The following is a 25,412-nucleotide window of genomic DNA, read 5'->3' on the forward strand; positions in this document are numbered from 1 at the left end:
CGTCAGGCGATGGTGCCCGCGATGGTCCCGGCGACGTGGGCGGGGGAGACGCCGGACGTCGTCACGACGGTCGCCGCGCGGCTGAGCCAGGGCAGGGCCGCGCGATAGCGGGGAAGGTGGTCCAGCCGCCATTGGCGGGCTCCGGCTTCCACGCTGTCGGTGTCGATCCGGTGGGTGAGGGTGTCCTCGTCGCTGTCCAGGACGAAGTGGTGCAGCCGGATGCCGGCCTTCTCCAGGCCGGTACGGATCTCCGTCCAGTACTGCTCGACCAGCACCGTCTGCGGGACGACGAGCGTGCCGCCGAGCTGGTCGAGCAGGTGGACGGCGGTCTCCACGACCAGGCCGCGCCAGGGCTTCCAATCCTGGAAGTCCTTGACGGGCGGCAGGCAGCGCAGGCGCCTCAGCATGAAGCCGACCTCTTCGGTGTCGTAGATCCTCGCGCCGGGGAGAAGCCGGACGAGCTCGCCCGAGGTGGTCGTCTTGCCCGCGCCGAAAGTGCCGTTCAGCCAAACGATCATGCCCGGCACGCTACCAGCGAGCCCCCGGTCACCGTCCCGGGCCGGGGAGGGTCACGTCCGGGATGAGCGGGGCGCCGTCCGGCCCGGAGCCGGGGGCGTCCGGCCCCAGCGAACCGCCGTCAGGCCCCACGTCCGCCGTCACGTCCCCGGCATCATCCCCGAGCGGGTCGTCCGTGACGTCCTCCGGGCTGTCCGGACGGGCGGCCGGCTGGCAGCTCTCGGCGCAGCCGCCGAAGCGGGCCGTGTCGACCGGCGTGAACGACGTCGGCTCCACCCCCTTCAGCGCGGCCACCATCGTGTCCTTCCAGATCGGCCCCGGGAGGCTGGCCCCGGCCACCAGCGCGTAGTAGCGCCCGCCGATCGTCACGCCCGTCAGCTTGTGCTCCTGGGCGCCGCGCGGGTCGCCGAGGCTCACCGCCGCCGCCAGGTCCGGCGTGAACCCGGCGAACCAGGCGGCGGCGTAGTCGTCCGTGGTGCCCGTCTTGCCGGCCGCGTCCCGCCCGATGCCGCCGACGCCGCGCATCGTGCCCTTGGTGAAGACGCCCGACAGCACGTCGGCCGCCGCGTCCGCGACCGCCGGGTCCAGGGCCGCGCGGCACTTCGGCTGGTAGCGGGTGCTCTTGCCGTCGCGGTCGGTGATCCGGGTGATCGCCATCGGCGCGCAGTACTCGCCCCGGGCCGCGACGGCGGCGTAGGCGGTGGCCAGGGTCACCGGGTCCATCTCGTTGATGCCGAGCGTGAACGTCTCGTACTCCTGCAGCTTCTTCCCGTCCGCGCGCCGGATGCCCAGCGACTTGGCCGTGGTGACCGTGTCGCAGAGCCCGACCCGCTGCTCCAGCTCAAGGAAGAACGTGTTCACCGACGCCCAGGTGCCGGTGCGCAGCGTCTTCCAGCCGGGGGAGCCCTCGTCGTTGGTCACGGTGTGGGTCGGGTCGCCGATGTTCTGGCCCTTGCAGTTCGTGAACGTCGAGTACGCCGGCGCCCGGTAACCGGCCCCCGCGGTGAGGCCGTCGTCCAGCTTCATGCCCTGCTTCAGCGCCGTGATCAGGGTGAACGTCTTGAACGTGGAGCCCGGCTGGAAGCCGGTCCCGCCGCCGTGGGCGGCGTCCGCGACCAGGTTGTACGACATCTCGTTCTTGGCCGCGTCGCCCCCGTACGTCCGGCTGGCGGCCATCGCCTTGATCTCGCCGGTGCCGGGCTGCACCAGAGCCTCGGACGCGACGGGCTCGTCGGAGGCGTGCACCCACTTCTTGATCGCCTGCTCCGCCGCCGCCTGCATGGACCGGTCGAGCGTGGTCCTGATCGTCAGGCCGCCGCGGTTGAGCAGCTGCAGCCGCGCCTCGGCCGTGCGGCCGAAGTCGGAGTTGTTGAGGATCTCCTGGCGCACATAAAGGCAAAAATAGGGATATTTGCTGGACTCGCAGCCGCCAGGCAGCCGCGTGCCCTTGTACCCGAGCTTGGCGGCCTTCGCCTTCTCCGCCTCCTCCTGGGAGATCTTGCCCAGCTCCGCCATCCGGTTCAGGACGACGTCGCGGCGGTTCAGCAGCCGATCGCGCTGCGCCTTGCCCAGGTTCGGGTCGGTGGCGTTGGGATCCTGCACCGCGCCGGCCAGCGTCGCCGCCTGCGGCAGCGTGAGCGACTCCGCCTGGACGCCGAAGAAGCGCTTGGCCGCCGCCTCGACGCCGTAGGCGCCGGCGCCGAAGTACGCGATGTTCAGATATTTCTCCAGGATCTGGTCCTTGGTGTATTTCTTCTCGATCCCCATGGCGTACCGCAGCTCGTTGAGCTTGCGCGCGTAGCTGGCCTCCAGCGCCGCGTTCCGCTCCTTCTCGGTGTCGGCCGAGTTGAGCAGCACCTGCTTGACGTACTGCTGGGTGATGCTCGACCCGCCCTGGCTCACCCGGCCCGCCTGCATGTTCCTGGCGAACGCGCGGATCGTCCCCTCGATGTCGATCGCGCCGTGCTGGTAGAACCGGTAGTCCTCGATCGCGACGATCGCCGTCTTCATCGTCTCGGCGACCTCGTCGAGGCCGACGACCTCGCGGTACTCCTCGTAGAAGCGCGCGATCTCGCCGCCCTTCGCGTCCTGCACGATCGTGACCTCGGCGGGCGGCGGCTCGGCGAGGTCGGCCGGCTTGAGGTTCACCTCGCCGGCCGCCGTCATGAACCCGAAGCCCGCACCCCCGACGGCCGGGAACGCCATCCCGGCCACGACCACGCCCGCCGCCGCGCCCGCGGCGACGAGCCTGATGATTGTCGTCCCCCGACGCGCCATCAGATCCTGCCGAGTCCGCGGGCGAGAATGGTGGCGGCGCTCGCGATGGCCTTGTCGCTCGCGGCGGCGTCCGAGGCCGAGCGGTTGGTGTAGATCGACAGGATGATGGGGGCGGCCGACTTGCCCGGCCAGACGACGGCGACGTCGTTCGCGAGCCCGGCCGTCGCGTTCGTGCCCGTCTTGTCGCCGATCATCCACGTCTTGGGCAGGCCGGCGCGGATGCGGGCGTCGCCGGTCTGGTTCCCGATCAGCCAGGCGTTCAGCGTCTGCCGGTCCTTGGCGCTGAGCGCGTTGCCCGCCGTGAGCGCGCGCAGGTCACGGCCCATGGCCCCGGGCGTCGTGGTGTCGCGCTTCTCCTTGGGCGTCCAGTCGTTGAGCTCGGTCTCCCAGCGGTCCAGGCGCGAGACCGGGTCCTTCAGCGTACGGAAATACCTGGTCAGCCCGGCGGGGCCGCCGATCTGCCGCAGCACCATGTTGCCCGCGGTGTTGTCGCTCCGGGTGACCGCGGCCTTGCACAGCTCGGAGACCGTCAGCCCGTCCTTCACGTGCTGTTCGGTGACGGGGGAGTTCTCCTCCAGCTCGGCGGTCGTCCAGTGGACGACCTTGCCCATCAGCCCCGGCTCCGAGGTGCGCGCCTTGTGCAGCGCCGCCGCGCACGCCACCGCCTTGAACGTGGACAGCAACGGGAAGCGCTCCCCCGACCGGTAGGCGATCGTCTTCCCCGTCGCGGTGTCGATGGCGTACGCGCCGATGCGCCCCTTGAAGGAGGCCTCCAGCGCGCGCAACTCCTTGGCGGCCCGCGCCTGCCCCGGCAGGGCCTCCTGAGCGGCGGGCGCCGCCGCGGCCGGGCCGGCCGTGAGGGCGCCGCCGGCCAGGAGGGAGCCCGCCGTGAGGGTGAACGCCAGAGCGGGCGCCAGGTAGCGGCCGTGTCGCATGTCGAAGTCCTTGCTGTCGTCCGTCAGAGGGCAGGAGCAAAGCAGATGCCGTCAGCCGATGTCTAATAGCGATATCGCGAACAGATCGATATCGAATCACGCATGATCGCAGGTAGACGCCACAAGGAGCGATGCTTTACCCGTGCGGGCGGCGCATCAGGGTCAGCGTCAGCAGACCGGCGGCGAGCAGACCGCCCGCGTGCACGCACAGCGTCACCACGATCCCGGCCGCGCCGCCGATCGAGCCCGCCAGAAGCCCGGCGAGCACCCCCGCGAGCGCGGTGCCGAGCAGCGCCGTGCCCGCGTGGGCGCTGCCCAGGAGACCGAAGACGCCGCCGCGCCGCTCCTCGCCGCCGGCGCCCTGGGCCAGGGTGGTGAAGGCGGCCGTCATCGCCGCCCCCGGAATCCCGGCCAGCCCGATCAGCACGAGGGCCGGCCAGAACGACGCCACGGCCAGCGGATAGGTGAACAACGCCAGGTCAAGCAGCCCGAAGACGATCGTCGCGCCGCCCAGCAGCGGCCCGGGGGCCGCCCTGCCCGGATACACCGCCACGACCAGGCCACCGGCGATCCCGCCCACCGCCTGCACCGACAGGAACAGCCCGTAGGCGTCACCGCCGCCGCCCAGCACGTCCGCGACGAACGGCGCGGCGAGCGCGCCGAAGATCCCTTCCCCCAGCCCGGTGATCATCATGTACGCCACCAGCAGCCGGACGCCCCTGTGCCGGGCGGCCATCCGGAGCCCGTCGATCCACTGCCCGCCCACCGTCGTCACGGGCGCGGGCGGACGGCCCGGCACGCGCAGGCCCGCCTGGAGGGCCGCCGAGATCGCGAAGCTCGCCACGTCGAGCAGCACGACCGCGGTCAGCCCGCCCGCGCTGACGGCGATCCCGCCCGCCATCGCGCCCACCAGCCGGGCCACCTCGCCGCTCTGGCCGTGCAGCGCGTTGGCGCGTACGAGCTGCGACTCCGGCACGAGCTGCGGGATCAGCGCCTTCTGCGCGGGAGCCGGCAGCGTGCTGAGCACGCCGGTCCACAGGGCGACGGCGTAGACGATCCACATCTGGGACGGGTCGCGTACCAGCAGGAGGGGCAGCAGCCCGAACGCCAGCAGCAGATCGGCGCCGACCAGTAAGCGGCGGCGGTCCCAGCGATCGGCGAGTACCCCGGCCACGGAGCCGAGCACGACGTCGGGCAGCCGGGCGACCAGCAGCGTGATCGCGGAGGACAGCGTCGAGCCGGTCAGGTCGTAGACGTAGAAGGCCAGGCCGGTGCTCACCACCCAGTCGCCGGTCTGGGAGATCACCCCGGCCAGCAGCAGCCGGCGGAAGTCGCGGCTGCCGCGCAGCAGGCCCTCGCGCGCGGGGGCCTCAGTCACCGGACGCCGTGGGGGTCAAGGGCACCCAGAGCTGCGTCAGCAGCACCGGCCGCGCGCCCTCCGGCCGGGTGGCCGGGTCGTCGATGCGGGCGATGAGCGGCTCCAGCAGGGCCGCGACGGCCTCGCCGAGTGCCTCGTACTCCTCGGGTGTGGCGTACAGGTAGGAGTTGCTCAGGCCGCCGGCCGCCCGCCAGGGCTCCGGCTCGTCGCCGCGCCGCTCCTGCCACTCGACCAGCCGGGCCAGCGCCCGCTCGGCCATGACCTGCTCCAGCAGGCTCTGGGCGGCCGTGCTCTCGGGTCCCGCGGTGTCGCCCCAGTCCTGGCGGCTCTCGGTCGCCTTCCACGGCCGCTCCCGCTCGTCGCGCGGCTCGGCCTGCGTCACCAGGCCGTACTTGGCCAGTTGCCGCAGGTGGTAGGAGGCCAGGGCCTGGCTGACACCGACCTCCCTGGCCGCTTCGGCGGCGGTCAGAGAGCCGGCGCGCATCAGCAGCTCGTGCAGCGCGAGCCGGACCGGATGGGCGAACGCCCGCATCGCCGCGGCGTCGAGCACCCGCCGCGGACGTCCCTCCGAAGATTCCAAAGACATGCTTGGAATCTTCGGAGACGGCTCCGGAGATGTCAAGGATTCCTTTGGAATACATCCCCTTTGCCGGAACGGCAACGCGGTTCGCCCAGTTCAGGGCCCGTCCCGCATGATCTGGAGTGCCATCGCAAGCGCGGCTCACACGGAGGACGCATGTCTGGGACACATCGGCTGGTGGAGACACCCGGCGGCCGCATCCATCTGGTCGAGGAGGGCGCCGGGCCGCTGGTGCTGCTCGTCCACGGCTTCCCCGAGTCGTGGTATTCCTGGCGTCACCAGCTCCCGGCCCTGGCCGCGGCGGGCTATCGCGCGGTGGCCATCGACGTGCGGGGCTACGGGCGCTCGTCGAAGCCCGCGGAGACGGCGGCGTACGCCATGACGGCCCACGTCGCCGACAACGTGGCCGTCGTGCGGGCGCTCGGCGAGCGGTCCGCGGTGATCGTGGGCCACGACTGGGGCTCTCCCATCGCCGCCAGCAGCGCGTTGCTCAGGCCGGACCTGTTCAGCGCCGTGGGCCTGCTGAGCGTGCCGTACGCGCCGCGCGGCGGTCCCCGCCCGACGGAGGTGTTCGCCCGGATGGGAGGCGAGGGCGAGGAGTTCTACGTCAGCTACTTCCAGACGCCCGGGCGGGCGGAGGCGGAGATCGAGCCCGACGTGCGCGGCTGGCTGGCGGGCCTCTACGCCGCGCTCTCGGCCGGCACGATGCCCGCAACCGGCGCGGAGTCCGCCTACTTCGTCGCCGCGGGCGGCAGGCTCCGCGACCGCTTCCCGTCCGGCGTCCTGCCGTCCTGGCTGACGGAGTCCGACCTCGACGTCTACGCGGGCGAGTTCGAGCGTACGGGGCTGACCGGCGCGCTCAACCGCTACCGCAACGCCGACCGGGACTGGGCGGACCTCGCCGCGTGGGACGGCGCGCCGATCGCGCAGCCCGCGCTGTTCGCCGGCGGCCGGCTCGACGCCAGCACGACCTGGATGTCCGGCGCCGTCGAGGCGTTCCCGCAGACCCTGCCGAATCTGACCTCCTGCCACCTCCTCGACGGATGCGGGCACTGGATCCAGCAGGAACGCGCGGACGAGGTCAACCGGCTGCTGATCGACTGGCTGCGCGCACTGCCGTCGTGAGCACCCGTTCTGCCGAAGAGTGACCGGTTCGGAACTTTCCGTGACGGCACGCGGCCGGGTGCTTGGGTAGGGTCGAAGCATGCGTCACCTCAAAAGCCGGTTCGTGCCCGTGGCCGCTTTCGCCTTGTGCGTCTTCGCCGCCGGATGCGGTGAAGTCAACAACACCATCGACAAGGCCCAGGCGTGCCTCGAGGCGCCGAAGATCATCACCGACCTGGGCGCACAGATCACCAAGCTCACCGACGACCCCCAGGCCATGGACAAAGCCCTGGACGATGCCGCGGCCAAGCTCAACGGCGTGGCCGACAAGGCCGCCAACACCACGCTCAAAGAAGCCTCCGACGACCTGGCCAAGACCCTGAGCGGCATCAATGTCGGCAGCGCCAGCGAGGCCGTCGACGCGGCGCAGAAGGTCACCGCCGAGAGCGCCGCCTACGTGGAGAAGGTGGCCAAGGCCTGTAGCTGATCAGCAGGGAGATTCCCGGCTTCTCTAGGGGAAATAGGGACGAATTACCGTTTTTCCTATGGAGCCCGACCCGCGTTTCACTTTGGCCAACGAACGCACGTTCCTCACCTGGCTGAGCACGGCACTCGCGCTCAGCGCAGGCGGGGTGGCGATGGCGGCGGTGCCCGCCGACGTGTTCGTACCGTGGATCCGCACCGGACTGGCGATCGTGCTGGTCACCCTTTCCGCGCTGGCGGCGGGCATGGCCTACCCCCGCTGGCGCAACATCCAGCGCGCCCTGCGCAAGCAGACGCCGCTCCCGCCGCCCGCGCTCGCGGCCGTCTTCGGCTACGGCGTCGCCGCCGTGGCCGTGATCGCCCTCGTGCTCATCGTCCTGTCGATCTGAATCCCGCACATGTCGCAGGAAGAGGAGATCTGGGACCGGGGGCTGCAGAGCGAGCGCACCCGGCTCGCCTGGGTGCGTACGGCGGTGGCCCTGTCCACCGGCGGGCTCGGCGCGGCCGGCCTGTCGCTCAGGCACGGCCTGCCGGCGCTCGCGGTCGTGGTGTTCGCGCTGGCCGCGCTGTGCGGCGGCGTGCTGCTCATCAGGACCGGCGTGCGCTTCCGCCAGGTGCAGGCGGCACTGCACGGCGGCACGCCGCTGGACGCGTGGCTCGATGTCTTCTTCGCCTGGCTCGGCACGTTGAGCGTGGTCGCGGGCGCTTTCACGTTTGTCCTGACCGTTAGGTGAGCCTGGTTGCGCGATGGGGAGAAGGAGGCGGACACTCGGGGTGAGGGGGGTGACCTCATTGGCAGAAGAACACCGTAACGTGCCCTTCGAATGCCGGGGTTGCTGGCATGTCTGGGAAGAGGAATACCTCGTCAGGCACGTGGACGACCGTCATGGCGGCGAGAGCGAGGTCTGGCTCGTGGCCGGCCAGCGCGTCCCGCCACCGCCGCACGGAGCCCTCTGCCCGCATTGCGGGAGTCAGCAGGCGACCACGTTCCCCGACGGGTACCTCTCCCGCCATCCGGAGCTGATTCCGCCGATCGGGCCGGTCGTGCCGGACGCGACACCGCTGATCAGCCCCGTGCGGAAGCGCGCCGCCCACCACCTAACCTGACACCTGGTGAGCATTTCGTAGCGGCAAGTGTCATAAAGACCCGCCTTGCGGGCGTGGGAGACCAGGCGGACACTCAGGATCGAACGGCGAACTGTGGCCGGGGGTGGTCCAAGTGCCCGACGGGTTCGACACCCGTGAGACATGGCCTTTCGAGTGCCTGCGTTGCCTGTACGTCTGGGAGGAGGATTTCGTCGTCAGACACCTCACCGACAACTACGGCAACGAGGTGGAGATCTGGCTCAGCTCGGGTGTGCCCGTGCCGCCGCCCAGATCCGGAGGCTGCTGCCCGCACTGCGGGGCGTACCACGTGACCTCCTTCCCGTTCGGCTACTTAGCCCGGCACCCCGAGCTCGTGCCCGCACCGGAGCCGGAGCCCGCACCGGTGTTCGCGCCGGCGATCGAGCCGCTCGCGGTGCCCGTCGAACGCTCGCACCTGCCCGGCCGGCTGCTCGTCGCGTTAGGGGTGCCGCTGGCCGCGTTCATCGGCTACGAGCTGTACGAGAACCTCGTGTCCGTCGCGGGTCCGCACCACTGAGCAGGCCCGCACCACTGAGCAGGCCCGCACCACTGAGCAGGTCCGCACCACTGAGCAGGCCCGCACCACTGAGCAGGCCCGGGACCCCGTACCCAGCCGGGCAGGGGCCCCGCGCCCGTCGGTCACTGGCTCAGGCTGTCCAGCCACGCCTGGTGCAGCCCGGCGAACCGGCCGGAGGAGGCGATGAGCCGATCCGGCGGACCGTCCTCGACGATCTCGCCGCGCTCCATCACCAGCACCCGGTCGGCGATCTCCACCGTCGAGAGCCGGTGCGCGATGATCAGCGCCGTCCTGTCGGCGAGGATCGTCCGCAGCGCCCGCTGCACGAGCCGCTCGCTCGGCACGTCGAGGCTGGAGGTGGCCTCGTCCAGGATCAGCACGGCAGGATCGGCGAGGAACGCCCTGGCGAACGCCACGAGCTGGCGCTGCCCGGCCGACATGCGGCCGCCGCGCTTGCCGACCTCGGTGTCATAGCCGTCCGGCAGGCTCGCGATGAACTCGTGCGCGCCGATCGCCTTGGCCGCCTCGCGCACCTGCCGCTCGGTGGCGTCCGGCCGGCCGAACCTGATGTTGTCCGACACCGTGCCGCTGAACAGGAAGTTCTCCTGCGTCACCATGACCACGGCCTGGCGTAGCGTCGGCTCGTCCAGGGCGCGCAGATCGACGCCGTCGAGCAGCACGCGGCCCTCGGTGGGGTCGTAGAAGCGGGAGATCAGCTTGGCCAGCGTCGTCTTCCCCGCTCCCGTCGCGCCCACGAGCGCCACGCTCTGCCCGGCCGGGACCGTCAGGTCGAGGCGGGGCAGGATCGGCATCTCCTCGACGTAGGCGAACCTGACGCCCTCGAAGCGCACCTTGCCGCGCGCCCTGCCCTGGGGCAGCGACTCCGGCTTGCGCGGCTCGGGCACGGCCGGCTCCTCTTCGAGCACGCCCGACAGCTTCTCCAGCGCCGCGCCCGCCGACTGCAGCGTGTTGTAGAACTGGCTGACCTCCTGCATCGGCTCGTAGAACTGCCGCAGGTACAGCAGGAACGCGGTCAGCACGCCGACCTTGACCTCGCCCTGCAGCGCCAGCCAGCCGCCGTAGAGCAGCACCCCGCCGACCGTCATGTTGCCGATCAGCTTGATGCCGGTCATGAACGTCGCGCCGAGCTGCATGCTCCTGGCGTTCGCGCCCCGGTAGTCGTCGTTGAGCTGCTGGAAGATCTCCTGGTTGCGCGGCTGCCTGCGGAAGGCCTGCACCGCGCGGATGCCGGTCATCGACTCCACGAAGTGCACGATCACCAGCGCCACGGTCTCCCGCGTACGCCGGTAGACGATCGTCGACTGCCGCCGGAACCACTTGGTGAACAGCAGCAGCAGCGGCAGCGGGACCAGCGCCACCAGGCCGAGGTGCACGTCCAGCACCAGCAGCAGCACGGCCGTGCCCACCATGGTCAGCACGGCCTTGACGAGCGCGTCGAACCCGGACTGGAGCAGCTCGGCGATGGCCTCGATGTCGGAGGTCAGCCGCGAGATGACGCGCCCGGAGGTGTACTGCTCGTGGAAGCTCAGCGACAGCCGCTGGAAGTGGTCGAACACCCGCCTGCGCAGCTCCAGCAGGATGCTCTGGCCGATCTTGCCCGACAGGCGCAGGAACGCCTGCCGCGTGAGCGCCTGCGTGATCGCCGCGAACAGGATCACCCCGACCACGGTCAGCAGGACCGACGCGCCCGAGCCCTTCTGGATCAGCGGGATGCCCGAGTCGATGCCGACCGACACCAGGAAGGGGATCGACAGGCCGGCCGCGTTCGAGACCACGATGATCCCGATCAGCAGCGTGATCTTCTTCCGGTACGGCCCGAGCAACTGGCCGAGCAGCCGGCGGGAGCGCTCCCGCAGCAGGACGGAGATCTTCTCCGGCAGCTCGTCCTGATCCTCGGAGGCGACGCCGCGCCAGGACGCGTTCTTCGGCGGGGGTTCTGTCGTCGTCGCGGTCATGCCAGTGCCCCTTCCGACGCGCCGTCGAAGTCGGCGTCCTGGGCCAGCAGCTCGCGGTATTCGGGCACCTGGGCCAGCAGCTCCTGATGCTGCCCGACGTGCGTGATCGTGCCGCCGCGCAGCAGCGCCACCTTGTCCGCGAGCAGCACCGTGGAGGCGCGGTGGGCGACCACGATGCCGGTGGCGTCGCGCAGCACGTGCCGCAGCGCCTCCTCCACCAGCGCCTCGGTCTCGACGTCGAGCGCGGACAGCGTGTCGTCGAGCACCAGGATCCTGGGCTTGCTCAGCACGGCCCGCGCCAGGGCGAGCCGCTGCCGCTGGCCGCCGGACAGCGACAGGCCCTGCTCGCCGATGCGGGTGTCGAGGCCCCACGGCAGGTCGTACACGAACATGGCCTGCGCGGTCTGGATGGCGTCGGCCAGCTCCTCCTCGGTGGCGTCGAGCCGGCCGAGCGTGAGGTTCTCGCGCACGCTCATCGAGAACAGCGTCGGCTCCTCGAACGCGGTGGCCACCACCGAGCGCAGCGCGGGCAGCGTCAGCTCGCGCACGTCGTGGCCGTCGATCGTGACCCGGCCCTCGGTGGGGTCGATCAGCCGGGGCACCAGCGCGGTCAGCGTGGTCTTGCCCGAGCCGGTCGCGCCCACGATGGCCACGGTCTCACCCGGCCGCACGTCCAGCCAGACGTCGTGCAGCACCGGCTCCTCGGAGTCGGCGAAGCGGAACCCGACGCCCTCGAAGCGCAGGTGGCCGCGCGGCTTGGCGACGGTCTGCGTGCCGCCCTCGATGGCCGGGACGGTGTCCATGACCTCCATGACGCGGTCGGCCGAGGTCATGGCCTCCTGCGCCATGGCCAGGATGTAGCCGAGGCTCGCGATCGGCCACACGAGCTGGAGCATCAGCGTGGTGAAGGCGACCAGCGCGCCCAGCGTCAGCGCGCCGGAGCCGACCGCCAGCGCGCCCAGCAGCAGCACCAGGGCCAGCGTGATGTTGGGGATCACTTCGAGGAAGGCGAAGAACTTCGCGGACAGGCGCACCTTGTCCATCGACGTGCCGTAGACCTTGAGGGCGGCGTCGTCGAAGCGGTCGTAGACGTGGTGGCGGCGGCCGAACGCCTTGATCGTGCGGATGCCGATCGCGGACTCCTCGACGAGCGTGGCCAGGTCGCCCTGCTGGTCCTGCACCTGGCGGGAGATCCTGATGTAGCGCTTCTCGAAGCGCAGCGACACCCACACGATGGGGACGGACGAGGCCAGCACCAGCAGCCCGAGCGGCCAGTACTTGTTCAGCAGCAGCACGGTCACCGTGATGAGCTGCAGGATGTTCATGACCAGGAAGAGCATGCCGAAGCCGAGGAAGCGGCGGATCGTGGACAGGTCCGTCGTCGCCCGTGATAACAGCTGCCCCGACTGCCAGTCGTCGTGGAAGCCCATGGGCAGGCGCTGCAGGTGCTCGTACAGGTCGTCGCGGATGGCGGTCTCCAGGCCGAGCACCGGCCGGACCTGGGCCCACCGCCTGAGGAAGATCAGCAGGGCTTCGACCACGCCGACGCCGATCGCGAGCAGTCCGAGCGGGAGCAGGCCGCTGGAGTCACCGTGGGCCACGGGCCCGTCGATGACCTGCTCGCTGATGAGGGGGAGGGCGATGGCGGCGGCGATGCCGACGATCGCGGCCAGCCAGATGAAGACGAGTCTGACGGCGTAGGGGCGGAGGTAGGACTTCATCCGCCAGAGGGAGTTGGAGGACAGCAGGGGACGGCGAGGGTTGCGCGTATCGGGAGGCATCCCATCTAGGCTAATACGGGGGATCAAGCGATTTTCTGTCGCCCCAGGGTGGGGTACTTGTACATGACGTGCGAAAACGTGAAAGATCATGACTGTACGGCGAACTGTCACCTTCATGGTGATGTGCGCGGGCATCTTCTTCGTGCTGCTCGACGTCACCATCGTCAACGTCGCACTCCCGGCCATCGGCCGCGGCACCGGCGCGGCCCATGTCGCCGATCTGCAGTGGGTGATCGACGCTTATCAGCTCACGCTCGCCGGTCTGCTGCTGGCCGGAGGCACGCTCGGCGACCGGTACGGGCATAAGCGCGTCGTCACGATCGGCTTCGTGATCTTCGGCCTGGCCTCCGTCGCCTGCGCGCTCGCCCCGGGCATCGGGGCGCTGGTCGCGGCCCGCGTGGTCCAGGGCGCGGGCGCCGCGCTCCTCCTGCCGGGCACCCTCGCCGTGATCACCAGGCTGTACGCCGACCGCGAACAACGGGCCAGGGCCATCGGCGTGTGGGCGGCGATCGGCAGCCTGGCGCTGCCCGCGGGCCCGGTGCTCGGCGGCCTGCTGGTCGAGCTGCTCGGCTGGCCCTGGGTGTTCTGGATCAACGTGCCGGTGATCGCGGTGGTCGTGGCCGTGATCCTGCGCCTGGTCGACGAGAGCGAGCCCGAGGCACGCCGCCTGGACGTGGCCGGGGTCGTGCTCGGCACGGCGACGCTGGGCCTGGTCGCGTTCACCGTCATCGAGGCCGGCCGGCTCGGGATGGGCGCACCCCTGGTGCTCGCGGCCGCCGCCGGGTCGGTGCTCCTCGTCGTGGCCTTCGTGCTGGTCGAGCACCGCCGCGCGGAGCCCGTGCTGCCGCTGCCGCTGCTGCGCAGACCGCCCATCGCGGTCAGCACGATCGTGGCCGCCACCATGAACTTCGGCATGAACGGCGCCATGCTGCTGCTCATCCTGTACCTGCAGACGATCAGGCATCGCACGCCGATCGAGGCCGGGCTGTCGCTGCTGCCCCTGTTCCTGCCGCTGGTGCTGCTGCCCGCCCACGCGGGACGGGTGGCAGGCCGGCGCGGGCCCAGGCCGGTCATGCTGGCCGGCCTGGCCCTGCTGATCGCGGGCTTCTGCCTGCTGCTGCCGATCCGCGTGGATTCCGGCTACCTGCCGCTGATGCTCGCCATGGTGGTCATCGGCGTCGGCGCGGCGCTGCTCACGCCCAGCGTGGTGGCCCTGGCCATGGGCGCGGCCCCGCCCGGCAGGGAGGGCCTGACCAGCGCGCTCAACAACACGGCCAGGCAGGCGGGCGGCGCGATCGGCGTCGCCGTCCTGGGCGCGATCGCGGGCGACCCGGCCCGGCCCGCGTCCTTCATGACGGGCCTGCACCGTGCCGCGCTCGTGGCCGCCGCGGCCTACCTCGGCGCGGCCCTGCTCACCGTGTTCACTCATCTGGAGGATTCGTGATCGAGGAATCTGAGCTGCCCTACCTGCGCCGCTGCGTCGAGCTGGCCGAGCAGGCGCTGGAGGCGGGCGACGAGCCGTTCGGGTCGGTGCTGGTCTCAGGCGACGGGACCATGCTGGCCGAGGACCACAACCGGGTGGCCGCGGGGGATCGCACGCAGCATCCGGAGTTCGCGCTGGCCCGCTGGTCGGCGGCGCACCTGACGCCCGGGGAGCGGGCGGCGGCCACCGTCTACACCTCGGGCGAGCACTGCCCGATGTGCGCCGCCGCGCACGCCTGGGTGGGGCTGGGCCGGATCGTGTACGCGGCGTCGTCGGAGCAGCTCGCCGGCTGGCTGTCCGAGCTGGGCGTGCCCGCGCCGCCCGTGCGCACGCTGCCGATCCACGACGTCGCGCCCGGCGTGACGGTGGAAGGGCCGGTGCCCGAGCTGGCGGAAAAGGTACGCGAGCTGCACCGCCGCTGCTACACCTGAAGGGGCGGCCGGATGCCCGGCGAGTCCTGGGCCTTGCGCTCGATCAAGTCGTGGACCTCCCGGTAATCCTCGGCGCCGACGTCCAGGCGGTGGGCGAGATGGCCGAGTATGCGCTCCAGACGGCCGGGGCCGCTCCAGCGGACGGCGGCGACGCGCAGCAGGTCGAGCACGACGTGGCCGGGCAACCGGTGGCAGTCCGTTTCGAGCTGCCTGAGCACCCGGTCGATGTAGTTCCAGCTCGGCCCCCGCGACAGAGCCTGCTGGTAGGTCGCAAGCTTCGGCTCCGGGCTGAGCACGATCGTCAGCAGGTCGGTGACGGGGCTCTGCGGATGGGCGTTCAGGTTCGTGTCGATCTCCTGCGCATACGGCAGCACGTCGAGGAAGAGGTTCCCGAGCACGCTGTCGTCGCGGAAGGAGATCTCCCGCATCCACGGCGCCAGCGCGCCGCCATGGGCCAGCAACTCGTAGGGATAGCGCTCGGGGATGGTGCCCGGCCAAGTGAAGAAGACCAGATCGTGCAGGTCGAAGGGCTGCCCCCGGTCGAGTGACACCTCCATCCGCCGGGTTCCGTCGTCGAGGAAGTGGCGGACCCTGACGGTGTTCATGAGCGAGTCCCACTCGGCCCTGGTGAGCTGGGAGTGCCACAGGCGGGCGATCCTGCGCCACCGCTCGTTCGCCTGCTCCGGCTGGCCGATGGCGAACAGGTCCGTGCCGGGCAGCGGCGCGTCCGACGACAGCACCGCGAGCAGCAGCAGGTTGGCGCTGTAGGCGGCGCACCTGACGGTCGCCTCGGCCGCCACCGGCTGGTAGCCGTCGAAGGCCGAGCCCGGCCTGGCCATGAGGGAGAGCGCGAACAGGCCGCACAGGTGCCGGAGCAGCAGCGCGCGCCGGTCCTCGGGGACGAGGTGGGTGAGCCCGTACCGGAGGAAGCCGACGATGGGGCCGCGGCCGGTGAGCGCGGCGAAGGACAGCAGGGCGTGCAGGTACGCCTCGTCCGGCTTGGCCGGGCGGTTGCGCGACCGGGCGAGGGCCAGCTCCTCGGCCAGGTCGGCCAGCTCGCGGACGACCAGGCGGGCGACGAGGTATTCGCCGAACGTGGCGTGCAGGAACTCGTAGGTCTTGAGCCGTTCCTCCTCGCGCAGGGCCTGCGTGGCGTGCACGAAGAAGAAGCGGCCGATGACGCCGTCCGCGCGGGTCAGGGCGCGGCGGAACCCGTGCGGTCGCGGCGGCTCCTGCGCCTCGGGGAGCAGGGCGCGCAGGTCGGCGTCCAGATCGTGCTCGCCGACCCACTGCAGGCCGCGGTTGAACATCGCGAACGCCGTGACCGACAGGCGCAGCAGCTCGTCCTCCACCGCCCGCGACAGGTCGGCCTCCGTCAGGCCCCTGGCGGTCTTGCCCACCTCGCGGGCGGCGAAGCCGCGCAGCAGCCGCTCGTACAGCTCGGACTCGTGCAGGTCCTCGTGCACGAGGCGCAGCGCGTTCGCGTCGGCGTCGTACAGGGCCAGCATGAGCAGCAGCAGCGGCTGCCCGGCGAGGTTGGGCACGGCCAGCACGCTGCGCGCGGACAGCGGTTCGAGCTCGCGCGGCAGGAAGTAGCCGCGGTTGGCGTCGTTCCAGAGGTCCACCCAGTGGCGGACCTGGGGCTCGTCGAAGGGTTCGAGCCGCAGCACCATCGAGGTGCCCGGCACCCGCGCCCGGTCCGCCACCGCCGTCCTGGAGGTGACGACGACCGCCAGCGCCCGGCCCTTCTCCGCCTGGTCGCGCTGGAACTCGGCGACCCTCTCCAGGTAGTCGGTCTGGTTGACCCCGGTCGCCTGGAGCAGCTCGTCGAACCCGTCCAGCATGACGACGGGCAACGCCCCCCGCGCCGCGTGCACCAGCTCGGGCCAGGACATCGCCTCGTCCAGGGCGTCCTTGATCCCGTGCTCGATCTGCGCCAGCACGTCGCTGTCGGCGGGGACGCCGCGCAGCTCCACCCGGAGCGGGAGGAACTCGGCGGCGGGCAGCCGGGCCGCGAGCACGCGGGTCAGCAGCGACTTGCCCGCGCCCGGCTGGCCCAGCACGAGCAGCGGCCCCCGCGCCGCCTGCGGCAGGGTGAGATGGCCGGACAGGAAGGCGTCCAGGTCGTTGCGGCGGGGGAGCGCGGCCCAGGTCTCCTCCGAGGCGACCAGATGCCGCATCTCGGGCAGCAGCACGCGGAAGCCCGGGTTGACGTATCCCTCGCCCAGTGCGGGGATCGTCATCCCGGGCGGCGCGTCGGCGGAGGCGACGATCGGGCGCTTGAGCGCCGCCGCGTTCGCCTGGATCAGCGCGGCCAGCCGGTCGGACGGGTGACGCGCCGAGACGATCGTGGCGAGCTGGTCGTGCAGCCCTTCGAGGCCGCGCGCGAGCCTCCTGACCTCCGCCCGGGTGGCCCGGTGGTTGACCAGGTCGGACCAGCAGGCCACCTCGGGGAAGCCGGCGACGAGCCGGCGGAACAGCTCGTCGTAGCGGCGCAGCGCCCGCGCGGGGAGATCGGCGGCCAGCCTGGTCCTGGTGGTCTCGTCCCACGTGTCCCAGCGGGCGAGGCCGGGCAGGAAGTCGAACAAGGCGTCGGTCAGCGCCCTGTAGTGGCCCGCCAGATCGTGGCGCACGTCCTCGTACGCGTGCTGCGGCGTGGGAGCCGGCATGGGGAAGTCGATCAGGTACGGGCCGACGCGGCTCGTCCCGGTGATCCGCCGCTGGTCCTCGGGGGTCAGCTCGCGCAGCACGTCCGCCTCGTCGAGCACCTCCAGGTACGCGACGACCACGATGACCGTGTGCGCTGCCGTCAGCCGCTGCGTCCTGTCGTACCTGCTCAGGCCCTTGACCCGGTCGCGCAGCCCGCGGATGAACCCGTCGCCCAGCCGCACCGCCTCGGCGCGGGCGTCGAACAGGTCGATCCCGCCCAGCCCGAACAGCGCCAGCGCCGACGCCTTGTCCAGGGCGCCGGTGAGCGCGCTGTCGCCGCCGAGCAGGACCACGGCGTCGCGATAGCTCAAGATCTGCCGCAAAGAAGGGCTCCCGAAGTTCGATCTGCCCGTAGTCTGCCGAACTTCGCGCGCGGGCGGGGCCTGATCCGGGAGGGGTCAGGAGCCGCCGAGCGTGATCGTGTCGGCGACCTCGGCGTGCCGCTCGGCCTCCTCCTCGGCGAAACGGGCCTCGTCGATCTTGTCGGCGATGTCCTCGTCCTGCTTCATCAGCGCGTCGAGCGACTGGCCGGCCATCTCCAGCACGCCCATGTCCGCGTACGCCTGCTGCAGCCGCGGGCTCCACAGCCCGATGTCCTTCACGCACGGCACGATCCTGCTGAACAGCAGCGACCTGAACAGCTTGAGGTAGTCCGACTGGTCGGTGGCCACCATGGCCTCCTCGACCTCGGCCTTCGACAGGCCCAGGTTCTCCCAGGTCTCCCGGCCGCGCAGCCGGTCGCGCATCAGGTAGCAGCCCTCGATCACGAAGTCCTCGCGCTCGCGCCGCTCCGTCTCCGACAGGTCGCCGTAGTAGTCGCGCAGCGCCATCCGGCCGAACGCGACGTGCCTGGCCTCGTCCTGCATCACGTACGCGAGGATCTGCTTGGGCAGCGGCTTGGTGGTGATGTCGCGCATCACCCCGAACGCGGCCAGCGCCAGCCCCTCGATGAGCACCTGCATGCCCAGGTACGGCATGTCCCAGCGGGAGTCGCTCAGCGTGCTGTCCAGCAGTGCCTTGAGGTGCTCGTTGATCGGGTAGGCCAGGCCCACCTTCTCCTGGAGGAACCGGGCGTAGGTCTCGGCGTGGCGGGCCTCGTCCATCGTCTGCGTGGCGGCGTAGAACTTCGAGTCGAGATCGGGCACCGACTCCACGATCTTGGCCGAGCAGATCATCGCGCCCTGCTCACCGTGCAGGAACTGCGAGAACTGCCAGGCCGCGCCGTGCAGCCGGACGTCCTGGCGGGTCTTGTCGTCCATCCGCTCCCAGAGCGGGGTCCCGTAGATCGCGATGGTCTGGTCGGGGATCCCGAGCACGTTGTACGGATCGACCTCGAGGTCCCAGTCGATGCGCTTGGCGGAATCCCACTGCTTGTCCTTGCCCTTCTGGTAGAGGGCCAGCATCCGATCTCTGCCGTCGTCGTACTCCCAGGTGAACCGGCTGGCGCCGGCCATCTCGACGTTCCAGGTGGAGAGCTCGGCGGGGATGGTGTAGAGATCGTGCGTCGACATGGGACCTCCGCAGGGGGTTACGTACACCGTACGTCCACGGTTTCGAGCTTGCACGTACGCCGTACGGCAGTCAATAGAATGAGCTATGCCCACCGAGCCCCTGTCACGGGTCCGCATCGTCGCCGCGGCCATCGACCTCATCGAGCGCGAGGGCGCCGACGCGGTCTCCATGCGGCGCATCGCGGCCGAGCTGGGCGTCGGGGTGATGTCCCTCTACAACCACGTGCCCAACAAGGACGCGCTGCTCAACGGCGTGGCCGAGACGGTGCTGAGCCAGATCGAGTTCACCGACGACCCCGACGCGCACTGGACCGACAGGGTGCGCATGCAGGCACGGGCGTTCCGGCAGATCGCGCACGGCCATCCGCGCTCGACCATGCTCGTGGTCAGCCGCCAGCTCCACTCCGCCGCCGGGCTGCTGCCCGTCGAGCGGGCGCTGGCCACGCTGCGGGGCGCCGGGTTCGACGGGGCGGACGCGGTCAGGATGCTGCGGATGTTCATCGCGTTCATCGTGGGCTCGCTGCTGCGCGAGGTCGGGGTGACGCCGACGTTCGCGCCCGTGCAGACCAGGACGATCAAGGCCGACGGGGTCGATCCCGCGCTGTTCCCCACGGTCAGCGCGCTGGCGCCGCTCCTGGACCAGTGCGACCACGAGGCCGAGTTCGAGTTCGGGGTCGAGCTGCTGATCAAGGCGATGGAGGTGCACTCGGGGCGTAGGGAGGGCACCCGGTGAGCTCCGGATGCCCTCCGGAGCCGCCTAGTACCAGTTGTGCGATCTCCAATGACCCCAGGCGCCGCACGGCCTGCCGTACCTCCCCTTGATGTAGGCCAGGCCCCACCGGATCTGCGTTTCCGGGTTGGACTTCCAGTCCCGTCCCGCGCCCCGCATCTTGCCCGCGGGCAGCGCCTGCGGGATGCCGTACGCGCCGGATGAGTGGTTGAGCGCTCGATGATTCCAGTTGCTCTCCCTGGTCCACAGGTTGTCCAGGCAGCGGAACTCCTGGAAGTTCCAGGCTCGCTGGACGACCTGGCCCAGGGCGATCCGCTTGTTCGTGCTCGGCCCGATGTCCGGGACCTTCGGTTGCGCCGACGTCGTCCAGGTCCGCGTCTTGATCGGAGCCGGTGCCTCGGCCCAGGCCGGCGAGGCCGTGCCGAGGGCGGTGAAGGCGGTGACGGAGATGAGAGTGCCGCGAAGCGCGCGCTTGCTGTCCACAACGATCCTTGCTGTCGGGTCGCGTGCGGACGGGCGCACAGTGTGCGGCGCCCTGCCGGTCCACGTCCGTGGCTCGGACGTGAAGGGTCCGCGTGGCCCTCCGGGATCCTGCACCGCCCGATCGTGCTGGGCGGCCCGGAGGGCTCCGCGACGTGTCCTTTAGCACGATTCCTATTACGCGCGGTCACCGCGGGTCATACATCTCGACACGCGAAGGACAGGTGTTTGTGCACTCGTTGCGGATAAAAGGCCCGCTCGCTGGGCCGGGATTGCCCGGTCCGCCGCCCTTATGGGCGACGCTTGCCGCAAAGCGCGCGCAAGCCTGGGGTTTGGCTCAGTACCAATGGTGGGATTGGAAGTGCGCCCACGCGCGACACGGCGACCCGTACCTCCCCTTGATGTAGGCCAGGCCCCAGGCGATCTGGGTGCGCGGGTTGGTCCTCCAGTCGCGGCCCGAGGAGGCCATCTTGTGTCCGGGGAGCGCCTGCGGGATGCCGTACGCGCCTGAGCCGTTGCCGGCCCGGTGGTTCCAGCCGCTTTCTCTGGCCCAGAGCCGTTCGAGGCACCTGAACTGGGCTTTGTTCCAGCCACGCTTGGCAACCATGGGCTTGGCGATCGCCTTGTTCTCGCCGCTGGTCTGGGAGCTCTGCGCCTGTGCGGCCGAGGCGCCGCCTGCCGCCACCAAGGTGGCGGTCAGGACCACGACGCCGGTACGGCGGAGCATGGGCATGCGGATTCCCTTTCAGTGGGGTTCGAGGGACCGCGCCACCCTGCCTGATTGACTCCCTTTACAGCGAATTGACCATGAAAAGGTAGATCGTGAGTAAAGATCCCGATATATCCGCGTTCAGGGGGTTTGCCGGGAAAATGAGGACTACGTCACATTTATCGCCCTGACTCGTTCTGTAGGGTCGGAACATGAGCCTCAGCAACATCCCGCTCCGCACCCTTGCGGACGCGCCGACCACCCTCGGCGAACTGGCGGCCGGCAAGGCCGCCCTGATCGTGAACGTGGCCTCCCGATGCGGCCTGACCCCGCAGTACGGCGGCCTGGTAACCCTGCAGCAGCAGTACGCGGAGCGCGGTTTCACCGTGATCGGCATGCCCTGCAACCAGTTCGCCGGCCAGGAGCCGGGCACGGCGGAGGAGATCGAGCAGTTCTGCGCGACCACCTACGGCGTGGACTTCCCGCTCCTGGAGAAGGCCGACGTCAACGGCCCCGACCGGCACCCCCTCTACGAGGAGCTGGCCAAGATCGAGGACGGCGAGGGCGCGGCGGGCGACGTCCAGTGGAACTTCGAGAAGTTCCTCGTCGATCGCGAGGGGAACGTCGTGGCCCGCTTCCGGCCCCGCACCGCCCCTGAGGACCCGGCGGTCACGTCGGCCATCGAGAAGCTTCTCTAGCCCTGGTTCTCATGACGCGGCCGTGTGCGCGAGGACGGCTCCGGCCAGCTCCTCGTGCACCTCGGGCGGCAAGGTGTGGCCCATCCCGTCGATCATCAGCAGCCGCGCGCCGGGGATCCGCTCGGCGATGATCGCGCCGTGGCCCGGCTTGACGGGCTCGTGGGTGCCCTCGACGACCATGGTGGGCGCCTTGACCTGGTGCAGCACGCCGACCGGCTCGAAGCCGGGCAGCGCCATCGCGGCCAGGCGGTGGTTGGCCACGGCCGCGAGGTCGTTCGCCCGGTCGTAGATGCGCTCCTGCAGCCTGCGGGCCGCGTCCTCGTCGAACGGCAGCGCCGTGCCGTGCAGCAGCCGCTGCTCCGCGATCATGCGCTCGATCTGCTCCCGCCGGCCGGTCGCCGGCGGGGCGGCCATCAGCTCGCGGAAGAACGCCACGAACTCCGGCGTCGGCTCGGGCAGGCTGCCCTCGGGCTGCGGCTCGCCCATCAGCGCCCGCACGAGCACCGCGCCCTCGCCGCCGCCGAGCGGCGAGGAGCCGATCACGGTCAGCGTGCGCACGCGCTCCGGCCGCTCCACCGCGACGAGCTGGCCGAGCAGCCCGCCCGCCGAATGACCGACCACGTGCGCGCTGTCCAGCCCGTGCGCGTCCATCACGCGCAGCAGGTCGTCCTTGATGTCGTGCCACGTGTACGGGTTCGCGCCGAAGTCGACGGTGTCCGAGGCGCCGGTGTCGCGGTGGTCGTACCTGATCACCCGCCGGCCGCCCGCGGCGAGCCTGCCCACGAACTCGTCCGGCCACAGGACGCCCTGCGACATCGAACCCATCACCAGCACGATCGGCTCGTCCGTCGCGGCGCCGAACTCTTCACTCCAGATGTTGATATGCATGCTCAGAGAATGTCCTGTGCCGCTACCGGTGCCTTCTGTAGAACTACTAGCCGCGCCAGCTCAGTACGGGTGCCGACGCCGGCCTTCGGATAGATCTTGTACAGGTGGTACTCGACCGTCCGCGGGCTGAGGAAGAGCTGGGCGGCGATCTCCTTGCTGGACAGGCCGTCCGCGACGAGGCCGGCGATGCGCAGCTCCTGCGGGGTCAGCCCGTCGAGCGCCGAGCCGCGCGGCGCCTGCGCGCTCTCTCCGGCCGCCCGCAGCTCGCCGTGCGCGCGCCGCGCCCACGGCTCGGCCCCGGCCCGCTGGAACGTCTCCAGCGCCGTACGCAGATGCGCCCGCGCCTCACCGGGCCGGTGCGCCCGCCGCAGCCGCTCACCGAGCAGCAGCGCGGTCCTGGCGGCCTCGAACGGGTTGGCATGCAGCCGCAACGCCTCCTCGAACTCCGCAAAACCCCCGCCCTCCCGGCTCGTTCGGGGGTCGGCGGCTGGTCCCGCCGTCTCGCGGCCCGCCCGAGAACCGGACCGAAGGGCTGTCGTCTCGCGGCCCGCTCCGGGGCCGGGCCGGCCGGTGTCCGCGGCGACCAGGGCGCGGCAGCGGGCGAGCAGCGCCTGTGACTCCGCCGTACGCGCATGGGCCGACCATCGCTCGTACGCCTCCAGCGCCGCCCTGGCCGCCGCCAGATCGCCCGTACCGACGGCGGCCTCGATCCGGTCCGGGGTCGAACGCCAGACCACGGTCGGGTTCCCGGCACCCGGCCCCGCGGCCACGATCGACAGGAACCGGTCGTGGGCGGCGGCGTACCGGCCCAGGCTGAGGTCGAGCATGGCCAGGGCGTAGGCGGCGACGCCGGCGCGCATGCCCACCCGGTGCGGGACGGCGATGGTCAGCGCCTCCTGGGCGTGCCGCCGGCACGACTCCTCCTCACCCCGCAACGCCGCCACCACCGCCAGGTTGGCCAGGTGCGCCGCTACGGTGTTGCTGTATCCGGCCTCGCGAGCCAGCTCCAGGCCCTCCTCCGAGACGGCCCTGCTCTCCGCGAGCCGCCCGGCCATCCGCTCGGCCGTCGCGACGAACTCCAGGACCACGGGCAACTGCCCGGCCATCCCCGACACCCTGGCCACCCGGCCGGCCCGCCCGACGAACTCGACGGCCAGGTCGGCCTCGCCCAGATAGCTCGCCGCCGCCGACGCCCACAGCAGCTCGGCCGGCTCACTCAGCTCCCCGGCCCGCCCGAGCGCCCGCCTGAGCATCCCAGGCCCGCCGCTGCCGTTGCCGCTGCCGTGTCCGCTCTGGGGGCCGGTGTCGAGGATCGCGCCGATCCCCGCCACCACGTCGCGCAGGAAGCTCTCGGGGAAGGCCGCCGCGCGCCGGCCGATGGCGATGATGGCGGCCGTGTCGCCCACGTACGAGGCCGCCTCCGAGGCGTCGGCGAGCATGCTCAAGCTCTCACCGGCCGCCAGGATCCGCACAGCCTCGGCCGCGTTCCCCGAGTTCAGCTCGAACCGGCCGCGCAACTGGGCGATCTCCATCGCCAGCGCGGCGTCCCGGCCCGCATGCTCGCCCGCCTCCGCCAGCAGCGACTCCGCCTGCCCCGGACGGCCGCCGAGCCAGGCGGCGACGGCGGCGTCCTTGAGGCGTTCCGCACGGGTGAGCGCTACGGGGGTGAGCTCGGCGGCCCTGATCAGGGCAGCGGCGGCGGCGCCGTACCCACCGCGGTCGCGGGCCCGCACGGCGGTCGCCGCGAGCGCGGCGGCGACCCGCTCGTCCTGCCCGAGCGCCGCCCCGGCCAGATGCCACGCCCACCGATCCCCACCGACCGTGTCGCCCCCTCCCACGCCCGCACGCCCCGGGTTCACGTAGCCCGTGCCAGCGTGCCCCACCCCCACGTGCTCGGGGTCCGCATGCTCAGGACCCGTGTGGCCCGCGTGCTCCGCGCCCGCGTGGCCCGCACTCGCGTGGCCCGCACTCGCGTGTCCCGCGTGCTCGGGGTCTGCGTGGCCTGGGTCCGCGCGGGTTGTGCCTGTGGGGGCTGTGTGCGTCGGTGCGGGGATGGCGTGGGCGAGGGTGGCGTGGGCGTGGCGGCGGGTGGCTGGGGTGGCGGCCTCGTACACGGCGGACCGGATGAGGGGGTGGCGGAAGCGGATGTTCGGCCCGGAGACGCTCGCCAGGCCCGCGCCTTCGAGCTCCGAGAGCGCCGCGCGTCCCGCACCCAGCTCGTCGGCGGCGCGGAGGACCAGGTCGAGGTCGCTCTCCACGGCCGCGAGCAGGGCAACGTGCCGGGCAGGACCGGACAGCGCCGCCACCTGCTCCCCGAAGAGCTGTGTCCCGCCGGGCAGCGGATCGGGCAGCGGTTCGCGTCCGGCGAGCTGGTCAGGGGTCAGGAGCCGTACGGTCTCGCGCAGGGCCAGCGGGTTGCCCCGGGTCTGGGCGACGAGCTCACGCCGGACCGGCCCCGCGATCGGTACGCCCTCGTCCAGCAGCTCGCCCGCCGCCGGCTCGGCCAGTCCGCCGATCTCCACCGACGGCACGCCCCGCACCGCCGTGTCCCCGCGTACGGCGAACAGCATCGCGATCCGTTCCGTCCCCAGCCGCCTGGCGGCGAACAGGAGGGCGTCCGCCGACGCCCGGTCCACCCACTGGAAGTCGTCGACCACGCAGAGCAGCCCGTCCGGCGCGGCCGCCTCCGCCAGCAGCGACAGAACTCCGGCCGCCAGCAGGAACCGATCAGCCGAAGCCGCCGCCGCCAGCCCCAGCCCGCCGCGTACGGCCTCGCGCTGCGGCTCAGGGAGCGGGTCCAGCAGCCCGAGCACCGGCCACAGCAGCTGGTGCAGCGCGGCGAACCCCAGATCCGCCTCCGCCTCGACCCCGGTCGTCCTGAGCACCCGCATGCCGCCGCCGCGCGAGGCCGCCAGGTCGAGCAGGGCCGTCTTGCCCACGCCCGCCTCGCCGCGCAGCACGAGCGCGGCGCCGGCGCCGTCACGCGCCTGCGCGATCAGCCGGTCGACGGTGGCGATTTCCGCGGATCTGCCGTAAAGCACAATGGTTGACTGTATGGGCAGGTCAGCGGATATGTCATATGCGCGGGCCCGCGATCCGGC

The 25,412-nt window shown here is 71.4% G+C and carries 23 protein-coding genes; 10 read left to right on the plus strand and 13 right to left on the minus strand.

Going from position 1 to position 25,412, the window contains the following annotated elements:
• Window positions 1-2 precede the first annotated feature (2 nt).
• The 5 genes from ABEA43_RS09585 to ABEA43_RS09605 all read right to left on the minus strand — a co-directional run bounded on the left by ABEA43_RS09585 (window position 3) and on the right by ABEA43_RS09605 (window position 5,692).
• Window positions 3-518 carry a P-loop nucleotide/nucleoside kinase family protein gene (locus ABEA43_RS09585; protein WP_345560358.1) on the minus strand — a complete coding sequence of 172 codons (516 nt, stop codon included), beginning with the start codon at window positions 516-518 and terminating at the stop codon, window positions 3-5.
• A gap of 28 nt (window positions 519-546) precedes the next feature.
• Window positions 547-2,793, minus strand: a complete 2,247-nt coding sequence (locus tag ABEA43_RS09590) for a transglycosylase domain-containing protein (RefSeq protein ID WP_345560359.1) — start codon at window positions 2,791-2,793, stop codon at window positions 547-549.
• The gene (gene bla / locus ABEA43_RS09595; protein ID WP_345560361.1) at window positions 2,793-3,728 is read right to left on the minus strand and encodes a class A beta-lactamase; all 936 of its coding nucleotides are present in this window, start codon (window positions 3,726-3,728) and stop codon (window positions 2,793-2,795) included. The genes ABEA43_RS09590 and bla overlap by 1 nt, the downstream gene beginning before the upstream one ends.
• 136 nt (window positions 3,729-3,864) lie before the next feature.
• Complete coding sequence (locus ABEA43_RS09600) at window positions 3,865-5,106, minus strand: MFS transporter (RefSeq protein WP_345560362.1); 1,242 nt, start codon at window positions 5,104-5,106, stop codon at window positions 3,865-3,867.
• A complete protein-coding gene (locus ABEA43_RS09605; protein ID WP_345560363.1) occupies window positions 5,099-5,692 on the minus strand; it encodes an ArsR/SmtB family transcription factor in 594 nt (197 codons plus the stop codon). Before ABEA43_RS09605 ends, ABEA43_RS09600 begins: the two co-directional genes overlap by 8 nt.
• A gap of 150 nt (window positions 5,693-5,842) precedes the next feature.
• Between ABEA43_RS09605 and ABEA43_RS09610 the strand changes: the two genes are divergently transcribed.
• From ABEA43_RS09610 to ABEA43_RS09635, 6 genes are all read left to right on the plus strand, one after another.
• On the plus strand, window positions 5,843-6,811 hold the full coding sequence (locus ABEA43_RS09610) for an alpha/beta fold hydrolase (protein ID WP_345560365.1): 969 nt from the start codon (window positions 5,843-5,845) through the stop codon (window positions 6,809-6,811).
• 79 nt (window positions 6,812-6,890) lie between these two features.
• Window positions 6,891-7,277: a hypothetical protein gene (locus ABEA43_RS09615; RefSeq protein WP_345560367.1), complete on the plus strand. Its 387-nt coding sequence runs from the start codon at window positions 6,891-6,893 to the stop codon at window positions 7,275-7,277.
• A gap of 58 nt (window positions 7,278-7,335) precedes the next feature.
• Window positions 7,336-7,662, plus strand: a complete 327-nt coding sequence (locus ABEA43_RS09620) for a YidH family protein (RefSeq protein ID WP_345560368.1) — start codon at window positions 7,336-7,338, stop codon at window positions 7,660-7,662.
• A gap of 9 nt (window positions 7,663-7,671) precedes the next feature.
• Window positions 7,672-8,007: a DUF202 domain-containing protein gene (locus ABEA43_RS09625; RefSeq protein ID WP_345560369.1), complete on the plus strand. Its 336-nt coding sequence runs from the start codon at window positions 7,672-7,674 to the stop codon at window positions 8,005-8,007.
• A gap of 139 nt (window positions 8,008-8,146) precedes the next feature.
• Window positions 8,147-8,380 (plus strand): hypothetical protein, encoded by a 234-nt coding sequence (locus tag ABEA43_RS09630; protein WP_345560370.1) that lies wholly within the window; start codon window positions 8,147-8,149, stop codon window positions 8,378-8,380.
• A gap of 112 nt (window positions 8,381-8,492) precedes the next feature.
• Window positions 8,493-8,915: a hypothetical protein gene (locus tag ABEA43_RS09635; protein WP_345560372.1), complete on the plus strand. Its 423-nt coding sequence runs from the start codon at window positions 8,493-8,495 to the stop codon at window positions 8,913-8,915.
• 122 nt (window positions 8,916-9,037) lie between these two features.
• On the opposite strand, the gene ABEA43_RS09640 is transcribed toward ABEA43_RS09635, so the two are convergent.
• Both ABEA43_RS09640 and ABEA43_RS09645 read right to left on the minus strand, forming a co-directional pair.
• Entirely contained in the window at window positions 9,038-10,891 is a 1,854-nt protein-coding gene (locus ABEA43_RS09640) for an ABC transporter ATP-binding protein (RefSeq protein ID WP_345560374.1), read from the minus strand.
• Complete coding sequence (locus tag ABEA43_RS09645; RefSeq protein WP_345560376.1) at window positions 10,888-12,672, minus strand: ABC transporter ATP-binding protein; 1,785 nt, start codon at window positions 12,670-12,672, stop codon at window positions 10,888-10,890. The genes ABEA43_RS09640 and ABEA43_RS09645 overlap by 4 nt, the downstream gene beginning before the upstream one ends.
• A gap of 88 nt (window positions 12,673-12,760) precedes the next feature.
• Here ABEA43_RS09645 and ABEA43_RS09650 point away from each other — a divergent pair, with 88 nt between their 5' ends.
• Both ABEA43_RS09650 and ABEA43_RS09655 read left to right on the plus strand, forming a co-directional pair.
• Window positions 12,761-14,116: an MFS transporter gene (locus ABEA43_RS09650; protein WP_345560377.1), complete on the plus strand. Its 1,356-nt coding sequence runs from the start codon at window positions 12,761-12,763 to the stop codon at window positions 14,114-14,116.
• On the plus strand, window positions 14,113-14,586 hold the full coding sequence (locus tag ABEA43_RS09655; RefSeq protein WP_345560379.1) for a nucleoside deaminase: 474 nt from the start codon (window positions 14,113-14,115) through the stop codon (window positions 14,584-14,586). Before ABEA43_RS09650 ends, ABEA43_RS09655 begins: the two co-directional genes overlap by 4 nt.
• Here the strand turns inward: ABEA43_RS09655 and ABEA43_RS09660 are convergent.
• A complete protein-coding gene (locus tag ABEA43_RS09660; protein WP_345560383.1) occupies window positions 14,577-17,618 on the minus strand; it encodes an NACHT domain-containing protein in 3,042 nt (1,013 codons plus the stop codon). The genes ABEA43_RS09655 and ABEA43_RS09660 overlap by 10 nt on opposite strands.
• 75 nt (window positions 17,619-17,693) lie before the next feature.
• The gene (locus ABEA43_RS09665; protein ID WP_345560385.1) at window positions 17,694-18,806 is read right to left on the minus strand and encodes a ferritin-like domain-containing protein; all 1,113 of its coding nucleotides are present in this window, start codon (window positions 18,804-18,806) and stop codon (window positions 17,694-17,696) included.
• Window positions 18,807-18,891: 85 nt separating this feature from the next.
• On the opposite strand from ABEA43_RS09665, the gene ABEA43_RS09670 reads away from it, so the two are divergent.
• On the plus strand, window positions 18,892-19,539 hold the full coding sequence (locus ABEA43_RS09670) for a TetR/AcrR family transcriptional regulator (RefSeq protein ID WP_345560387.1): 648 nt from the start codon (window positions 18,892-18,894) through the stop codon (window positions 19,537-19,539).
• A gap of 24 nt (window positions 19,540-19,563) precedes the next feature.
• Here ABEA43_RS09670 and ABEA43_RS09675 read toward each other — a convergent pair whose 3' ends face one another.
• Complete coding sequence (locus tag ABEA43_RS09675) at window positions 19,564-20,019, minus strand: aggregation-promoting factor C-terminal-like domain-containing protein (protein WP_345560389.1); 456 nt, start codon at window positions 20,017-20,019, stop codon at window positions 19,564-19,566.
• A gap of 334 nt (window positions 20,020-20,353) precedes the next feature.
• On the minus strand, window positions 20,354-20,749 hold the full coding sequence (locus tag ABEA43_RS09680; protein ID WP_425570215.1) for an aggregation-promoting factor C-terminal-like domain-containing protein: 396 nt from the start codon (window positions 20,747-20,749) through the stop codon (window positions 20,354-20,356).
• A gap of 188 nt (window positions 20,750-20,937) precedes the next feature.
• Here ABEA43_RS09680 and ABEA43_RS09685 point away from each other — a divergent pair, with 188 nt between their 5' ends.
• Window positions 20,938-21,423: a glutathione peroxidase gene (locus tag ABEA43_RS09685; RefSeq protein WP_345560390.1), complete on the plus strand. Its 486-nt coding sequence runs from the start codon at window positions 20,938-20,940 to the stop codon at window positions 21,421-21,423.
• A gap of 9 nt (window positions 21,424-21,432) precedes the next feature.
• Here the strand turns inward: ABEA43_RS09685 and ABEA43_RS09690 are convergent, their stop codons facing one another.
• On the minus strand, window positions 21,433-22,311 hold the full coding sequence (locus ABEA43_RS09690) for an alpha/beta fold hydrolase (RefSeq protein WP_345560391.1): 879 nt from the start codon (window positions 22,309-22,311) through the stop codon (window positions 21,433-21,435).
• A gap of 2 nt (window positions 22,312-22,313) precedes the next feature.
• Complete coding sequence (locus tag ABEA43_RS09695) at window positions 22,314-25,352, minus strand: helix-turn-helix transcriptional regulator (protein ID WP_345560392.1); 3,039 nt, start codon at window positions 25,350-25,352, stop codon at window positions 22,314-22,316.
• Window positions 25,353-25,412: the final 60 nt, after the last annotated feature.

This window comes from Nonomuraea rosea (genome assembly GCF_039539705.1).
Lineage (GTDB): Bacteria > Actinomycetota > Actinomycetes > Streptosporangiales > Streptosporangiaceae > Nonomuraea > Nonomuraea rosea.

Bases quoted from the DNA above. Each gene is read 5' to 3' on its own strand.
- ABEA43_RS09585 (WP_345560358.1), bottom strand. From the start codon at position 518: ATGATCGTTTGGCTGAACGGCACTTTCGGCGCGGGCAAGACGACCACC.
- ABEA43_RS09590 (WP_345560359.1), bottom strand. From the start codon at position 2,793: ATGGCGCGTCGGGGGACGACAATCATCAGGCTCGTCGCCGCGGGCGCG.
- bla (WP_345560361.1), bottom strand. From the start codon at position 3,728: ATGCGACACGGCCGCTACCTGGCGCCCGCTCTGGCGTTCACCCTCACG.
- ABEA43_RS09605 (WP_345560363.1), bottom strand. From the start codon at position 5,692: ATGTCTTTGGAATCTTCGGAGGGACGTCCGCGGCGGGTGCTCGACGCC.
- ABEA43_RS09610 (WP_345560365.1), top strand. From the start codon at position 5,843: ATGTCTGGGACACATCGGCTGGTGGAGACACCCGGCGGCCGCATCCAT.
- ABEA43_RS09615 (WP_345560367.1), top strand. From the start codon at position 6,891: ATGCGTCACCTCAAAAGCCGGTTCGTGCCCGTGGCCGCTTTCGCCTTG.
- ABEA43_RS09620 (WP_345560368.1), top strand. From the start codon at position 7,336: ATGGAGCCCGACCCGCGTTTCACTTTGGCCAACGAACGCACGTTCCTC.
- ABEA43_RS09625 (WP_345560369.1), top strand. From the start codon at position 7,672: ATGTCGCAGGAAGAGGAGATCTGGGACCGGGGGCTGCAGAGCGAGCGC.
- ABEA43_RS09640 (WP_345560374.1), bottom strand. From the start codon at position 10,891: ATGACCGCGACGACGACAGAACCCCCGCCGAAGAACGCGTCCTGGCGC.
- ABEA43_RS09645 (WP_345560376.1), bottom strand. From the start codon at position 12,672: ATGCCTCCCGATACGCGCAACCCTCGCCGTCCCCTGCTGTCCTCCAAC.
- ABEA43_RS09650 (WP_345560377.1), top strand. From the start codon at position 12,761: ATGACTGTACGGCGAACTGTCACCTTCATGGTGATGTGCGCGGGCATC.
- ABEA43_RS09665 (WP_345560385.1), bottom strand. From the start codon at position 18,806: ATGTCGACGCACGATCTCTACACCATCCCCGCCGAGCTCTCCACCTGG.
- ABEA43_RS09670 (WP_345560387.1), top strand. From the start codon at position 18,892: ATGCCCACCGAGCCCCTGTCACGGGTCCGCATCGTCGCCGCGGCCATC.
- ABEA43_RS09680 (WP_425570215.1), bottom strand. From the start codon at position 20,749: ATGCCCATGCTCCGCCGTACCGGCGTCGTGGTCCTGACCGCCACCTTG.
- ABEA43_RS09685 (WP_345560390.1), top strand. From the start codon at position 20,938: ATGAGCCTCAGCAACATCCCGCTCCGCACCCTTGCGGACGCGCCGACC.
- ABEA43_RS09690 (WP_345560391.1), bottom strand. From the start codon at position 22,311: ATGCATATCAACATCTGGAGTGAAGAGTTCGGCGCCGCGACGGACGAG.